At 40.0% G+C, this 16,026-nt stretch carries 14 protein-coding genes; 9 read left to right on the forward strand and 5 right to left on the reverse strand.

The window, feature by feature from the left end; all coding sequences use genetic code 11:
• Positions 1 to 71: 71 nt before the first annotated feature.
• Positions 72 to 2,576 carry a glycerol-3-phosphate 1-O-acyltransferase PlsB gene (plsB, locus tag PR799_RS12655; RefSeq protein WP_272522265.1) on the reverse strand — a complete coding sequence of 835 codons (2,505 nt, stop codon included), beginning with the start codon at positions 2,574 to 2,576 and terminating at the stop codon, positions 72 to 74.
• A 124-nt stretch (positions 2,577 to 2,700) separates the two neighbouring features.
• Here plsB and PR799_RS12660 point away from each other — a divergent pair, with 124 nt between their 5' ends.
• A complete protein-coding gene (locus PR799_RS12660) occupies positions 2,701 to 3,075 on the forward strand; it encodes a diacylglycerol kinase (protein ID WP_154627223.1) in 375 nt (124 codons plus the stop codon).
• Positions 3,076 to 3,212: 137 nt separating this feature from the next.
• Entirely contained in the window at positions 3,213 to 3,830 is a 618-nt protein-coding gene (lexA, locus tag PR799_RS12665; protein ID WP_108479281.1) for a transcriptional repressor LexA, read from the forward strand.
• A 171-nt stretch (positions 3,831 to 4,001) separates the two neighbouring features.
• On the opposite strand, the gene zur is transcribed toward lexA, so the two are convergent.
• The gene (zur, locus tag PR799_RS12670) at positions 4,002 to 4,517 is read right to left on the reverse strand and encodes a zinc uptake transcriptional repressor Zur (RefSeq protein WP_272522267.1); all 516 of its coding nucleotides are present in this window, start codon (positions 4,515 to 4,517) and stop codon (positions 4,002 to 4,004) included.
• Positions 4,518 to 5,483: 966 nt separating this feature from the next.
• Between zur and PR799_RS12675 the strand changes: the two genes are divergently transcribed.
• From PR799_RS12675 to PR799_RS12705, 7 genes are all read left to right on the forward strand, one after another.
• Entirely contained in the window at positions 5,484 to 6,068 is a 585-nt protein-coding gene (locus tag PR799_RS12675) for a fimbrial protein (protein ID WP_154627225.1), read from the forward strand.
• 92 nt (positions 6,069 to 6,160) lie between these two features.
• Positions 6,161 to 8,650 (forward strand): fimbria/pilus outer membrane usher protein, encoded by a 2,490-nt coding sequence (locus PR799_RS12680; RefSeq protein ID WP_272522269.1) that lies wholly within the window; start codon positions 6,161 to 6,163, stop codon positions 8,648 to 8,650.
• A gap of 33 nt (positions 8,651 to 8,683) precedes the next feature.
• Positions 8,684 to 9,421: a fimbria/pilus periplasmic chaperone gene (locus PR799_RS12685; RefSeq protein ID WP_272522271.1), complete on the forward strand. Its 738-nt coding sequence runs from the start codon at positions 8,684 to 8,686 to the stop codon at positions 9,419 to 9,421.
• Between the two features lie 11 nt (positions 9,422 to 9,432).
• Positions 9,433 to 9,924, forward strand: a complete 492-nt coding sequence (locus PR799_RS12690; protein ID WP_272522273.1) for a fimbrial protein — start codon at positions 9,433 to 9,435, stop codon at positions 9,922 to 9,924.
• Between the two features lie 11 nt (positions 9,925 to 9,935).
• Positions 9,936 to 10,430 (forward strand): fimbrial protein, encoded by a 495-nt coding sequence (locus tag PR799_RS12695; protein ID WP_272522274.1) that lies wholly within the window; start codon positions 9,936 to 9,938, stop codon positions 10,428 to 10,430.
• A complete protein-coding gene (locus PR799_RS12700; protein ID WP_272522275.1) occupies positions 10,430 to 10,981 on the forward strand; it encodes a fimbrial protein in 552 nt (183 codons plus the stop codon). The genes PR799_RS12695 and PR799_RS12700 overlap by 1 nt, the downstream gene beginning before the upstream one ends.
• Before the next feature lie 65 nt (positions 10,982 to 11,046).
• Entirely contained in the window at positions 11,047 to 11,901 is an 855-nt protein-coding gene (locus PR799_RS12705; RefSeq protein ID WP_272522276.1) for an MrpH family fimbial adhesin, read from the forward strand.
• A gap of 147 nt (positions 11,902 to 12,048) precedes the next feature.
• Here the strand turns inward: PR799_RS12705 and PR799_RS12710 are convergent, their stop codons facing one another.
• The 3 genes from PR799_RS12710 to PR799_RS12720 all read right to left on the reverse strand — a co-directional run bounded on the left by PR799_RS12710 (position 12,049) and on the right by PR799_RS12720 (position 16,010).
• A complete protein-coding gene (locus tag PR799_RS12710) occupies positions 12,049 to 12,525 on the reverse strand; it encodes a FidL-like protein (RefSeq protein ID WP_272522277.1) in 477 nt (158 codons plus the stop codon).
• Positions 12,526 to 13,485 carry a winged helix-turn-helix domain-containing protein gene (locus PR799_RS12715; protein ID WP_272522278.1) on the reverse strand — a complete coding sequence of 320 codons (960 nt, stop codon included), beginning with the start codon at positions 13,483 to 13,485 and terminating at the stop codon, positions 12,526 to 12,528.
• A gap of 452 nt (positions 13,486 to 13,937) precedes the next feature.
• Positions 13,938 to 16,010 (reverse strand): TonB-dependent receptor plug domain-containing protein, encoded by a 2,073-nt coding sequence (locus tag PR799_RS12720; protein ID WP_272522279.1) that lies wholly within the window; start codon positions 16,008 to 16,010, stop codon positions 13,938 to 13,940.
• Between the last annotated feature and the right edge of the window lie 16 nt (positions 16,011 to 16,026).

The following is a 16,026-nucleotide window of genomic DNA, read 5'->3' on the forward strand; positions in this document are numbered from 1 at the left end:
AACGGGATAAGAAAAAGGGTAATGCAGATGCATTACCCTTTTTTGTTGGTGCATATCACTGATTTGCGAGATTACTCTTGAGGCGTTTCTGAGTCTACATCAGCATTCTCCGGCGTATTTTTCGGTGCCAGTTTTGGTGCAGAAAGTTCTTCAGTTTGGCTAACGCTCTCAATGGTCAAACGGATTTCCGGTGACATCAAGCGTGCAAGCACAGCGTACAAGTTCTTCGCATTCGTCGAGAAAATATCGTTCTCGTTATTATCGATGTAGCCTTCTTCTTTGAGTGTGTCGACCAGTGTTGAGAACACGGCTTTATCAAAGAATTCAGGGGCGTTAATACCGTGAAGAACGGACAGACGCTGAGCGAGCATACGACTTTCTTTCTCCAGCGTATTGCGGCTGACTTCTGGTCTTGCATTGAGCAATGACAGCGTGATGGCGTAGCGTTGCAGTGTCTCACGAACACCCGCGGCCAGTAGCTGTAAAGGACGGATACGGCGAGGATTTAACACCACCATATTCTCATCTTTCACGCAGATCAGCTGTTGGCTGTTCAGCTCATCAATCAATGTATCCACCGTTTCCGTGAGCGCATTTGCGTCATAACGCATAAACAGCTCAGCTTTCAGGAATGGATAAATCAGCGCAACTTGCTGGTGAATTGCGTCACGGCTAATGCGCTCATGGTGCAGCACAATGCTGGCGATAAGCGAAGGCAGAACCAGTAAGTGATGAATATTGTTACGGTAATAGGTCATTAAGACGGCATTTTCGCGTGGCAGAATAATAATATCCCCCATGCTGTCTTTTTCGACTTCAAACTTATTCATCTGCAAAGCGTGTTCAAGCAGCTCTTCAGCCGTTTTGTTCGGCGTGGTTGCATCGGCAGTGTAAGGCACATTGCGCAGTAGCTGCAGATAGCACTCGATTTGCTCAAGCAGTTGTTCACGAGTGAGAGAGCGCTGACGTGAAGCCAACAGTGCCGTAGAACACAAGTTAATTGCGTTGGCCGCCGCCGCATTATTGATATTCACCATAATGTTATCGGCTAAGCTGCTGACGGTTGGGTTTAACCAGCTTGGGCGCTGTGGCTCAATTGGGTCAATAGATTCACGCCAATTTGGTACGCGGTTATTTAAGTATTGGGTCAGTGAAATTGGTTGCCCAAAGTTCACATAGCCTTGACCTAAATTACGCAGTTTACGCAGACCACGCACCATGGAGAAGAAGCCTTCTTTCTCTTTCTCAGCACCGCGCAGCTCTTTCGCGTAAGTGCCTACTTCCATCACATGCTCGTAACCAATATAGATAGGGACGATGGTGATAGGGCGGGAGTCTCCGCGTAGCATCGCTTGTAGGGTCATCGACAAGGTACCGGTTTTCGGTTCCAGTAAGCGACCTGTACGTGAACGACCTCCTTCCACAAAGTATTCAATGGAATAGCCGCGAGCAAATAGCTCACTGAGGTATTCTCGGAATACGGTAGAATAGAGTTTATTGCCCTTGAACGTACGGCGAATAAAGAATGCGCCTAAACGACGGAAAATCGGGCCGGCTGGCCAAAAGTTCAGGTTAATACCCGCCGCAATGTGTGGTGGCACCAAACCTTGGTGATAAAGCACATAAGAAAGCAGCAGGTAGTCCATATGGCTACGGTGAGAGGGCACATACACAATTTCGTGGCCATCTTGCGCCAGCTGGCGAACACGCTCAGCGTGTTGAACGTTGATCCCTTGGTATAAGCGGTTCCATGTCCAGCCTAGTACGCGGTCAGTCAGTCGCACAGCTTCATAAGAGAAGTTGGCGGCAATCTCTTCCATCATCGCCACGGCATTTTGCTGGGCTTTCTGTAATGGAATTTTTTTACTGCGAGCTTCGTCTTCAACGGCTTTTTCAATGGCTTTAGAGGACAGCAGCTTATTAAACAGCTCATAGCGTGCTGGTAATCTAGGCCCTACAGCCGCCAAACGCTGACGAGAGTAATGAATACGTGCTACGCGAGCGAGTTTATTGGCAATGATGGTATCAGTGCCATGCTCTTGTGCCATCTGGCCAAGAGAAATGCTCGGAGAAAAACGCACAAAGCTATCGCGCCCTAACCACAGGACTGCAAAGAATTTTTGCACACCGTTTAAGAGTTTCAGTGGGGCAGGCTTATGCCCTTCGCGACCTGGCGCACGTCCAAACATGACGGATGCAGGTAGCATTTGAATATCAAGATTTGGGTTGTTTTTATGCAAATCCAGATACGCATGGAATATTTTTACTGACTCTTTACGTGGATCTGGGGAGTAGTAACGGAACACGCGCGGGCCATCATCAATAAACACATAGGCTGGGAGCTTGGTGCCATTGATGTCGTTATCCACGAGTGGATCAGGTAAACCAATCGCTAAGCATTGTTGGCGAAGCGTGAGAAGGTCGGACTTTGAGTGATATGGCAAGACGTACAGCGTTGGCTTGTTTGGGTCAAGCTGCAACTCTGTTATCGGGTCCGTTGGGATTAGTTTACTTTTTACCAATAATTTCAGTGGTAAATTCAACGTGTTGTAATATATTTTACGCCATAGTGACATAAATGATTATAGCCTCTTGTTAGTAATGCTGCGCAATCATATCAGAAAGCAATGTTTAGATCTGTTATCGATAATTCACTTTGACTGCAAAAGTTGATTATTGTTTAGAAATTAAGGAAAAAATATGGCAAGTCAAACTAAGGGACTCACTCGGGTCATCAAAGCGGCTGGATACTCCCTTAAAGGTTTAAAAGCAGCATGGGTAAATGAAGCTGCATTTCGTCAAGAAGCGGTTGCTGCTATCATTGCGATAATTATAGCTTTTTACTTGGATGTTAGCCAAATTGACAGGATTTTATTGATTGGATCAGTGGTTTTAGTCGCTATTGTTGAGTTAATTAACAGTGCGATTGAGGCGGTTGTTGACCGTATTGGCAGTGAATACCATGAATTATCTGGACGAGCGAAAGATATCGGCTCCGCAGCCGTGTTCGTCACGATAGGATTGGCACTGTTTATCTGGGGAACCGTTTTATGGGCGCGTTATTTTGCGGTTTAGTGGGCTAAAAACAGTAAAAGCGATAAAAAGCCAGAAATTCATCAACAAATGCAGATTTTGGCTAATTTAACAGTTCCCAATACCCATTTACCTGTATATACTCACAGTCTGACTGTATAAACAAACAGGGGAACGGGATGAAAGCACTGACAGCTCGACAACAGCAAGTTTACGATCTGGTGCGTGACCACATTTCGCAAACGGGCATGCCACCAACACGCGCTGAGATAGCAGCAAGTTTGGGTTTTCGTTCGCCTAATGCGGCAGAAGAACATTTAAAAGCCTTAGCTCGTAAAGGGGTAATTGAAATTGTTTCTGGAGCTTCCAGAGGCATTCGTCTGTTGTTAGAAGAAGAATCCGAAGATTTAGGACTTCCTCTGATTGGACGTGTTGCTGCCGGCGAACCATTGCTTGCACAAGAACATATTGAAAGCCATTACCAAGTCGACCCAGAGTTATTTAAACCACACGCGGATTTTTTATTACGCGTAAATGGTATGTCGATGAAAGATATCGGTATTATGGATGGTGATCTACTTGCGGTACATAAAACACAGAATGTCCATAATGGGCAAATTGTTGTGGCACGTATCGAAGATGAAGTCACGGTTAAACGCTTTAAGCAACAAGGTAATCGCGTTGAACTTATTGCTGAAAACGCTGATTTTGCACCAATCGTGGTTGATTTGCGCGAACAGAATTTTACCATTGAAGGTCTGGCTGTTGGGGTTATCCGTAACAGTGATTGGCATTGATGATGAGTGATTGAGTCTGGCAGCAGACTCAATATCTCTTTTCCGAATAGCCTTTCTTTATAGAGTTATTTTCACTTTTTACTTCTTTATATAGACCTTCTTTATATAGCCATTTTTCATGTTGCTATATAGATCCCTTTCTTTTACTTCCTGTATATCTCTTCTTCTATATCACTTCTTTTTTGAACTGACTGTATTGTGATGGTCATGGTCACAGAGTTCGTGATCTTGGCAATTGGAAACCTCAAAACATTTTTGGCATAAACCATGGTTTTCTACCACTGTATGTCTGAGATGAAAATGATTTTCTTCGGCTAGTGTGCTAATCGCTTTTTCGATGGTTGTGCAGTCACTTTCGGTCACATTGCCACAATTATCACAAATTAACATCACTGAAATATGGCTTGGATTATCGACATGGTGACAAACCACATAGCTGTTTGTGGATTCAATTTTATGAATAAACCCTTGTTCCATGAGGAACTCTAAACCGCGATAAACGGTAGGTGGTTTAGCCTGAGGCTCTATTTCACGCAGTAAATCTAGCAAATCATAAGCACTGATCGCACCGTGTTGCTGCGCAATTAACCGCAGAACAGTCTCTCTTTGTGGGGTTAAACGCACGCCTCGAGCCTGACAAATACGTTCGGCCGTTGTAAGCAGCTTGTCTTCACTGATTGTTTTCATCTTGTTTGGCCCCACCTAGATAGCTTCAAGTTTTTATTACTGTTTAGTTTACCATAACTTCCATTTCTGTTGTGTTTGAAATAGTGGTGATGAAATAAACAGTTTTTTTACTAAATTGAATACGCAATTTTAACTTTAATAAAGGTAACGTTAATAAAGAATGAATACCTTATTTAAAAGGTGGATTTTTTTATTTTAAATAAATCATTAATTGCTGCATTTTAGTTAATCATTGAGTGTTAATTTTAACTAAATAAAAACAATTATTGAAATTCATTGTTACTATTTGACGTTGATTTTAATTAAGACTTATCTTACCTCTTGTTTTTTATGTAGCGATTACTGGTGTAAAAAAGACATGAAACAGATGTTAAATCTAATAAATTTGCATATGTACGGTTTATTAAATTGTATATAAATATAAATATAGATTTTTATATTTATAGATTTTTTGCAATATTTAGACATTTTTATAAATGCAAAATGAAGCCTTTATATAAATCTTTCTAAGTAATTCATCATTTCTTCAGGTTTAAGCACTCATTCAGTGGATAAAAATTGTTTATCTGCACTTTGTCGATATAAAAAACCAAGTTAACGCTTTATTTGGGTGGTTTTTGACAACATATGTCACGTATGTAGAATTGACATCAGAAAATATCACAAGGTAGTTATCAGAATTCATTTAGTGTTCTATATCAATTTTAATTAATTAATGAATGACTCAGTAATTAATTTAGAAGTGAGAATGTTGGCTTAATGAGTTCTGTTTTTTAAATCACATAAATGAGATGGATCTCGTTTATATAAAAAAATCTCTAACCTGAATGAAATTCATCAAGTAGGAAAGCTAGAGGAATTTTCAAGGATGCACTGTTTAAGTAAATAGACTTGATTTTGCATCAGTGAAAACAGGACAGAGAAAAAGAGAAATAGCAGTTCCTACTCATTTAAAGGAAAACTTTTATGAAACTGAATAAATTAGCATTAACTCTAGCTTTAGGTTTAGGTGTTGGCGTTTCTGGTGCTGCTTTAGCTGCTGATCCAGTAGAAAGCTCACAAGGTGAAATCCGTTTTACTGGTTTCATTAACGACGTTCCATGTTCAATCGATGCTGACAACCTGAAGCAATTAGTTGAATTCGGCGAAATCGCGTTACACGAACTGACTTCTAACCAATTCCGTTCAGACAGCAAAGCGTTCGATATCGTTCTGAAAAACTGCTCTACTGAAACTTACAAAAACGCAAAAATCACATTTACTGGTTCTACAGTAAACGGTTTCCAAGGCTTCACTGGTGACTTACTGGGCTTAGGCGGTAAAGTTAAAAACGCGGGCATCGTAATTTCTACACGTGATGGTGCTGACACACCTATTGAATTTGGTAAAGCATTCCCAGGCACTGGTGATGGCTACGCGTTAAGCAACGGTGACGGTTCAGAAACTACTCTGCATTTTGCTGCATACGTTAAAGGTAACGAAGACCCAACTAAGAAAGCAACAACAGGTCGTTTTGACACTGTAGCTAACTTCAAAATTATTTACCAATAATAGTCAGTTTCTATAGAGAATAATATGGCGTAGTCATACGCCATATTTCTTATATCGTCTTCACTGTATTTGTTTGTATAGGCGCATAGTTAATGAAAAGCATGAAGCTAAATCTAATTACAAAATTAATGCTTTTAATGTTAACGCCAATGGTTGCATTCTCTGAAGAGGCCGTTGATTTTAACACCGACTTCATTGATTCTGAAGGTAAAGAAAACGTCGACTTCAGTAAGTTCTCTCACGCCAACTATGTCCCTCCTGGGGATTACTCTTTAGCGATTGAAGTTAACCGCGCTAAAGTTTCTATGGAACAACCTATCACCTTTTTTAATCCTAATTACGACGACAAAGTTTCGTTGGCATGTATCACGCCTGAAATTTATGCATTATTGGGATTAAAAAAGGAGTGGAATAGCCAAGTCAAATGGCTAGATGATGGAAAATGTTTGGATATTCGCTCAGTTCCGGATATGACCATTCAAGGAGATTTGGCAAAGAACATTGTACAGTTCAATATTCCTCAGGCCTACATGGAGTACTCAGACCCTGATTGGGACCCACCATCTCGTTGGGATGACGGGATCATGGGTGCATTTATTGACTATAACGCGACAGGACGCGTTGTTAATAAACAAACCGGCGATAAAGGAACGAAATCAGGTCTGACGGCCACAGGGACAATGGGGGCAAACTTCGGTGCATGGCGTTTGCGTGCAGATTGGCAGACTCAAAATGGTGAGTTGAATAAAGGCAGCAAATCATGGTCTTGGAACCAATTATACGCCTATAGAGCGATTCGTTCACTGAGTGCGCGTTTGACACTCGGGGAGCAATATTTAGCATCAAACCTGTTTGATAGTATTCGTTATGTTGGGGCAAGCATAGAAACCAACGAATCCATGTTGCCACCTCGCTTACAAGGCTATGCGCCTGAAATTGCGGGTGTTGCAAAAACGAATGCGACAGTCATGGTAAAACAAGATGGTCGTATTATTTATCAAACAGAAGTTAGCCCAGGTCCATTCCGTATTCAGGATGTGAACTCATTCGGTGGCGGTACGCTGGATGTGGTGATCCAAGAACAAGATGGCACAACAAGCAGCTATAGAGTGGAAACCTCTCGACTAGGTACGTTGACACGCCCGGGACAGCTAATCTATCAATTTGTGATGGGTAAACCGACGAAAGATGATCATGATACTCAAGGCCCTGCATTTAGCATGGGGTCGCTCTCTTGGGGGGCGACAAACAATATCACGGTTTATGGTGGTTTACAGGCATCCTCTGAATATCAAAACGTTGCATTTGGTTTAGGTCGTGACTTTGCGCCATTTGGTGTTTTATCTGGAAACATCAACATTTCTCGCGCGCAAATGGGTCGACTGGATGACAATGAAACGTTAACCGGTAACTCTTATAACCTAACGTATTCTAAGCAGTTTGATGAAATTAACAGTCAGATCACGTTTGCGGGTTATCGATTCTCTGAACGAAATTATATGTCAATGAGCCAGTTTATTGACCGTCGCTATAAAGGCGATACGGTCGATAGCGGTAAAGAGCTTTATACCATTATCTTTGGTACGGCGTTCCCTGATTATAACGCCAACATGTATTTAAACTATTCGCACCAAACTTATTGGAATAGAGCATCAACCAACCAGTATAACTTTACGCTTTCAAACTATTTTGATATCGGCAAAGTTAAAAATATCAGTCTGAGCTTAACGGCATATAAAACGAAATCACGTGACAGTGATGATGATGGTGTTTATTTAAACCTCATGATCCCATTAGATAAAAATGAGTCGAGCATAAGCTATTCCGGTTCTTATTCTGGGGGAAATAACTCTAATAACGTTAACTATTATAGCCGAATTGATAATCGCTCTTCTTACTCGGTATCTGCGGGTAACTGGGATAAAGATAAAGTTACGACTGCGGGTACATACAGTTACGATGGTGATAGAAGCCAGCTGAATTTGAGTGGTACCTATACTCAGGATAACCAAACTGCCGTTTCTATGCAGTTAAAAGGCGGTATGACAATGACGGGTGAAGGTGGCGCAATACACCGTAATAACTCAATTAATGGCGGATCTAGAATATTAGTCGATACTAATGGTGTCGCAGATGTACCCATCTTAAATGGAGTAACACCAGTGAAAACCAACCGTTATGGTAAAGCGGTGATTACTAGTGTGATGGACTACAACCGTAATAACTTAAATATTGATCTGAAAAATGTACCGGACAATGCAGAAGCACTGCAATCGACACAGTATGCAACCCTGACAGAAGGTGCCATTGGTTACCGTAAATTCAATGTCATCACGGGTGAAAAATTAATGGGAATTATCAGCTTAGCTGATGGAAGCTACCCACCATTTGGGGCTTCAGTGAAAAATGCGAAGAAAGTAGAAGTTGGAATTATTTCAGATAAAGGTTTTGTTTACTTAGCGGGTGTTAACCCATCAGAGTCGCTTGATGTGACATGGGGTGATGATACGTCATGTCATATTCAACTGCCTGAAAAATTAGATAGCAACATGGAGCACGATGTTTTACTGCCATGTAAATAATTAAAAAAAATTTTTAACGTCAACGGTGAAAATATGAATTTATTAACTAAACGCAATGCGGTCGCTATTTTAAGCGCCTCATTACTGGCTCAATCAGCTTATGCAGCCATTGCTATTGATAGAACTCGTGTGATTTACAACGAGGGCGATAAATCAGTGAGTGTAGGTTTAAGTAATGAACACAAAACTAGCCCTTATTTGGCGCAAGCATGGATAGAAAACGATAAAGATGAAAAAGTAAATTCCCCTTTTATTGTGACGCCGCCGGTACACCGACTTGAGGCGGATTCAAAAAGCCAAATTAAAATTCAGTCTGTGCCTGCTATCGCTAAATTACCGAAAGATCAGGAAAGCGTTTATTACCTAAACGTGCGAGAAATACCACCGCGTAGTGAGAAAGCCAACGTATTACAAATTGCGTTACAAACAAAAATAAAACTGTTCTATCGTCCAGCTGCAATTGCGACGAAAGAAAGAATGGAAACTATTCCTCAAGAAAACGATATAAAACTGGTGAAACAGGGTGGTGGATACATTGTCAAAAACCCAACCCCTTACTTCTTATCAGTCACTAAATTCAGCAAAGGTAAGACAGAAGTTGCCGATTTTGAACCTATTATGGTTCCACCTCGTGGTGAAGCTAGCTTAGGAAAAAATACAGGAGATATCGGGACATCACCAACCTTAGTATATCTCAACGATTTTGGCGGTACGATTGACTTGAAATTTAACTGCAGCGCGGTTGAGTGTTCTGTCGTACCTAGAAAATAAGGTCTACCGCTATGATGTCTATTAAAAATTTAGCCAAGGTATTATTGATATCATCGACTCTTTTTACGTCAGGTGCCTTTGGATTTTCAGGCTACCTATATGTAGAAATTAAAGGTGTCGTCTTATCCAAACCCTGCCAGATTAATAATGGACAAGCCATAGAAGTCGATTTTGGCGATGTCATGACCACGCGTATTGAAGGTGAAGTGTATAAACAGCCAATGAACTACACCATTACCTGTAAAGATGGCGTTCAACCAAAATTGAATATGTATATTGACGGCACGCCCGCTGCGTTTGACCAGCGGGTACTTAAAACGAGTGTCGATAATCTCGGTGTCCTTTTTAAGGCGGATGCTAGTGATTTTCCATTAAAAACTAGGCGTGGCTTTAACTTTGCATCACCGACTAAATTATTTGCGGTGTTGGTGAAGAAAAGTGGTGCTGATTTACCAGCGAAAGCCTTCACGGCTAATGCGACACTCAAAGTTGAGTATCAATAAGGGTGATAAACATGCGGGACATTTATAAGCTTATTGGGGTGTTTTTACTGTTTATCTTATTCCCTTTCTCTTCAATGGCGAAAGATAACGAAACAGATATTCTGATTAAAGGTAATTTAATCACGCCGCCACCGTGCCATATTGATAATGGTAAAGATATTGAAGTGGAATTTGGTAACGTTTCCATTAAATCCATTCAAGGGAATGCTCAAAAGAGACAGGTGAATTACCAAATTCAGTGTGAAGAAAACAAGAACAACTGGGCCATGTATTTAACATTAAATGGCGCAAAAAGTGCATTTGATACTAATGGGTTGAATACAGGAATTACCAACCTTGCAGTTAAATTTCAACTGGGCGATCAAACTTTAGATTTAGGCAAAAAATATTTAATTAACCCAAGTAACCCTGGGGTACTTTGGGCTGTATTGGTTCGTGATGGTAATAAAGAGCTGAAAACGGGCGACTTTATTGCAAACGGAACCATGCTAGTGGAGTACCAATAATGAATAAGAAAATACGTTTTGGAATTTTATTTGCATTACTGGGAAACCTCGCTGTGGTAGCAACGACGCCTGCGCAAGCCGCGCAGAATAATATGAAAATCAAAGGGACTCTGGTGAACGCACCTTGTGTGGTGTTACCAGAAAACTCAAAGGTTGAAGTCGATTTTGGTGATATCCGACTGTTGGATATCTATGAGCCGGGATTTCAATTTCCTAATGAACCCTTCACGTTAGTGTTATCAGATTGCGATTTGACCATTGCACAAAAGTTGAAAGTGAAATTCTCTGGAACTGAAAACTTATTGTTGCCGGGTTCCCTTGCGTTGACGGGCAGCGACTTAAACCCAGGACTCGGTATTTTTATTGAGTTAACCGATGGAACTCCGATGAAAATTAATCAATTTTCATCGCTAATGCCAATCAGTAAAGCGGGTAAGAATGAATTACAGTTTAATTCATTTATCAAAGCGACATCGGATGTTGTGAATAATAAACAAGTGAAAGTCGGTAAAATATCAGCCACTGCAACATTTATATTTGAGTACGAGTAATTTTATTATCAAAGTGTATTGCTTTGATTTAACTAAGCTTTATTAAGTAAATAAAGAGAACTGAAATGGGAAAACGAATTCAAAGGTTATTTTTAATACCGTTGCTTTTTATAAGCTCTCTTGGTTATGGGTCGACATATTTCTCGTATGTTGAAGATATTGTCTCTTCAGGGAGTAGCCATACCTATTATTACCAATTTGATTATTGGAGAGCTAACTCTTCTACGGAACCAAACCCATGTGTTTCTGTTCTAGGTTCTGGTGGTGCTAGGAACTGTTATTTTACGATTAACCATTTACATACAGCGCCAAATATTGGGGGCGCAGGGTCTCGTAAAGACTGGGAGTGTTCCATAAATTTCGCGACTTATCCGACGATGCAATCAATTATTGATGCAGCGCAAAACCAATGCGGTTTGAGTTTTCCTAAAAGAGGGGATAGTCGTCACTCCGGATCTATTACAGCAGATGAGTGTGTCGGTATCTTTTTAGACACAAACCGCACTAGTAGCTCTGCGAAAATGCTACCTGGTGGAATTTGTGGTATTGCGCCGCCACCTGCAGGTAAGTGTTATTTCAGCTATGTTGCAAATAACCGAATGGAATTAGATCACGGTGCATTGAATACAGGGGATCTGAATGGCAATACGCAGCGTGGATTCTTCTCTGTTGTTTGTAACCAAAACATGCGAGTAAAAGTTTCTTCAAACATGTTGCAAGAGTATGTGAATTTACGTCCGAATGGTGAATTGATGTCACGAGTGACATTGAATGGTCAACCAGCTTGGTTTGGTACGATTATCAATGCAAGAGCAAATACAAATGAGCTTGTGACAGTAGAATCTGTATTGAAAACGAATGGTACGGTTGCACCGGGTAACTTTAGTGGTGTGATTACACTGGTAATGACCATTCCATGATGTAAAGCGTTAAGAATTTTGTATTCGTCATTTTCCCATGTTGACGGTTTTGCCTACTTAAACGTAAATGTTGGTAGGCTTTTTTTTAATCTTTTTTATTTATTCTAAAGTACACATTTTTAATATAGAAATTATTAAGCTTTATTCTTATTCAACATAGCAAGTGAAGGCAGAGTATGCCTCATCCTTCAAAATATAAACATTATCTTCCATTCTAGTGATATTCACATAATACTTTATTTTGTCTTTCTCCAATTGAATGAAATTGGAAAATACTTCATTAGGGGTGCTATCAGAGTTTGTCACTGATGAAGAATTCATCACGATGGAATAATTACCCTTTTTATCTACCGGTGTATAGGAAAAATAAATAGCACGATCTAATCGATAAATGGTTTCTTGGTTTTTTATATAACCATAAAAATTCATTCTTCCATTATGATTGTCTGAAACCTGTAATGACATTTTAGATTTAAGGATAATACCATCCGGTGTGCCATTTTCTTTTATCCAAACAATTTCAGAATGACAAAGTTTCACATCATCTTTATCTTTTGCAAAGGTAACATAAGTAATGGGGATAATAACCGCAGCTAGAGCCGCAGTAATAAAATACTTTTTCATTTAAATTCTCTGATCGTTAATAGAAACACAGTCAAACTTATTATTTTTTTCTTTACAAACGCTAATTGCAGCATTTTTATCGAATGAGTAAGAGGCATTGACATCTGAAAGAACAATAATTCGTTTTGGTTCTTCGCAGGCAATATTATATTTATCTAGCTTTTTATTAATAAAATCGAGATTGGTTTTTTTTGCCTGTTCATTCATTTTGATAGGTGATTGAAATACGCAATTATCTCGGTTTCCAAACGTTGTATAGCTGTTCCTTTCATCATTATTTTGTTTTAGTGTATTGATAAATAAGTAAAATGAGCCTATCAAGATGAATGAAATGATAGCGAATAAAAGCATTCTACCTTTTAGATTACTATTTTTAGAGGTAATAATTTCTGAAGTTGAAATGGTTTTTTTTGTTGAATCATCGGTACTATTACTTATTGAAGCATTAAATTCTACAATTTCATTTTTACCCTCGGAAATAGAGACTTTTGTAAGTTCAGTATTTTGGGGTATTAGCAAACTCTTAGATGGGGTGACAAGTGTTTCTGTTATCCCATAATTATCTGTGGTGATAATTTCACTAGGTACAGTTTGTTTGTTGTCATTATCCATTGCAATACTGGATAGATGACTATCAATTCTAAATCCTTTTTTGGGAACCGTAACAATTGTTTTTGGATCAATACCAACCAGCTCAAGTTTTTTCCTTATTTCGCTGATATAGGTGTTTAAATTATTATTTGAGCCAACCAGGCCATATTCTTCCCAAACATTTGTAAGAAGTTCGTCTCGGGTAGCAATGCCTTTCTTTAAATTTAATAAAAGGATTTCACCAAATAATCGAGCGGCAGGTTTAGATAATTCAATATGTTGATCTGGATCATCTTTTAGAAAAATACGACTTGTCCTGTGCTCAAAAATAAACTTGTTATCGATTGTATAATCATGTTTTTCAATCATAGTTATCGTCTGCTCTCTGAAATTCAAATAATTCAATAGCTAAGCCACCATTAATTAGTGGCTTAATGTAATTTAAGTTAAATTTATTCTGGGGGTTTATATATTTTTATTAATTTAATTATGAGTATAGTCTAAATAGGGATTGGAATAACTTCAAGTATTCGGGGATGAGCTTTTTTGCTATAAATTAGCAAAAATATTGATTTGAATATCATATCGGAGTAATAAACTAAATAAAATATTATCGCTAGTTTATTATTATAAATACATTCATTTTCGTTGTGATATCGGTAGATAAAACTAAATTTTGAGGTTGTTAAGTAGAGTTATTTATAAGAATTATCCTAAGGGATTTCGCTTAATTCTATTTATAGGTCAAATTAACTGATAAGACAATTTATTTCTCAATTTATAAGGCAAGAAAGTAATATCTTGCCTTATATAATTACGTATTAGTATTTATATTCAATTCCTAGCCAATAGTTGCGACCTTCTTCTATATAGCCATCGGTATATTCATAGGACTTGTCGAACAAGTTGTTGACTGAGCTGTTCACGGATAGCCCATGCCCTAAGTCATAATCCACGCGGAGATCGGTTTTGGCGAAGCCGCGTACCTTATCTTCACTGTCCACATAGTTAAATGCCCAGCTTCTAGCTTCTTCTGTAATCGTAATGCTCATTGGCTCATATGGCGTGAATTTCACCCAAGCAAACGCTTTGTGGGTTGGCAGCTCTGAAACATGGCGTACGCTATAATGTTTCGGATCGGCGTGGATATAGCTGTAGTTTACACCTGCTTCCATCCAATCGGTGATTTGCCCTGTGGTGCCTAGATCTGCGCCGATATAATCCACTTTGCCGCTATTACGGTTTTGCAGTAATGCACCACCTTTTTTATTTTCGCCTACATGGTGCGCCATAATGGCATCAGAAACGTGGTTATAGTAGGTACTTGCTGTATAGCTCCACACTGGAGTGAAATGCCCTTTGTAAGTTAAATCAAAGGTCAGTGCGCGCTCAGCATCTAAATGCGGGTTAATGAGGAATGAATCATCATTCTTCATTTTGTTCTCGGTATAGCGCTCTTTCTGTGTTGGGAAACGTGTTCTTTCGGATACAGAGAATTGAACGGTATCTTCATTTTCTAAATGGTAACGCGCCATCATTTCCCAGTTAAAGGCATGTTGGTTGTTATTGTCATAATGTTGAACGCCTTCCATTGCGCCGGTTTTTTTATTGTATATATAGCGTTTTCCATCATCACTATCGCGCCAGTCATAGCCAATTCCGCCGATGATATCGAGCTTATCTGTCGCGACCCATTGGTATTCGGTGGAAACAGACCAGGTTTGATCTTTATAACGGTCAAATGGATTGGTTTTATTACTGCGGGAGCGGTGAACGTCTTCTTTCCAGTGTGCAGCAAATGACAGCATATCTAATTCGCGTACGGTAAAGTCAGCGCGTAAATCGGCACCATTGCTGTAGTCATCATAGCGGCTGTAATTCATGTTCCAGCTTTTATATTCATCGTAGCTTGTGCTTTTTTTCTTTTTCTTCTTATCGTTATCGGTGTACTGATGAAGCGTATTTTTAAAACTGTCGTGGTATAAGCGGCTCTGTACGGCGATATCTTCGGTGATTTGTGTTGTACCACTAAAGTAGATACTTTCTTTATCATAGGCAGGCCATTGCCAACGCTGTAGCCCTTTTTTTACATCAGGGTCAATCTTTGTAGCACTATCTTTAGATCCATCTTGCTTAATATAAGTCACTACATACTCATCGGCTTCTCGTGGCGTCCAGCCCATTTTCAACATCAAACGCTTATCATCGGTGGAGGAGTTAGTACGGCGCCCGTGAGTCCCTGCATAAGGGTTATTATCGTCAGAGCTAGGCAGGCCCATAAAGCGCTGTTTATATTGGCTACCACTGACTTGAATAAAACCTAAATCATTGCGACCACCAAGGCGGGCGCTAACGTTATGGGCATTATCTGCACCACGCGCAAAGCCTTGGTTCAGGCTGATATTCGCTTCAAATGGTTTTTTCGGGGTGGCGGTGGTTAAGTTGATGGCACCGCCCATTAAGTTCGGGCCTTGTAACAGGGAAGTATACCCAGTCGAAAGCTCGACACTCGCCAGTTCACTGGTCATAAAGCGCCCAAGATCAAGGGTACCGTCATAAGGAACATAAGTCGGGATACCGTCGAAGAAAACAGGAACTTGGCGGCTGTCAAAGCCACGCACGTTCACTTGAGTTTCGTTACGGTTTCCGGATTTTTGAATCGCCACGCCGGGTAGGGTGCTGAGGGCTTGAGCCACGTTGGTTTTATTGAGTTGCTTCATTTGCGACTCAGTGATCACGTTAGCATCAGCGGCGAGTGGGGTGCTCCAGACGGACATCACATCGCGGTTAGCATCAGCTTGTGCCTGATTATTCTCTGGAGAGGTCGTTGCTGCTTGCCCCTGTGCTGCGAATAACGCCATTCCTATCAAATAGGTAATTTGTTTTATTTTCATTATTAATAATTTCCAG

It is taken from the genome of Providencia sp. PROV202 (assembly GCF_028479565.1).
Taxonomy (GTDB): Bacteria; Pseudomonadota; Gammaproteobacteria; order Enterobacterales; family Enterobacteriaceae; genus Providencia; species Providencia zhijiangensis.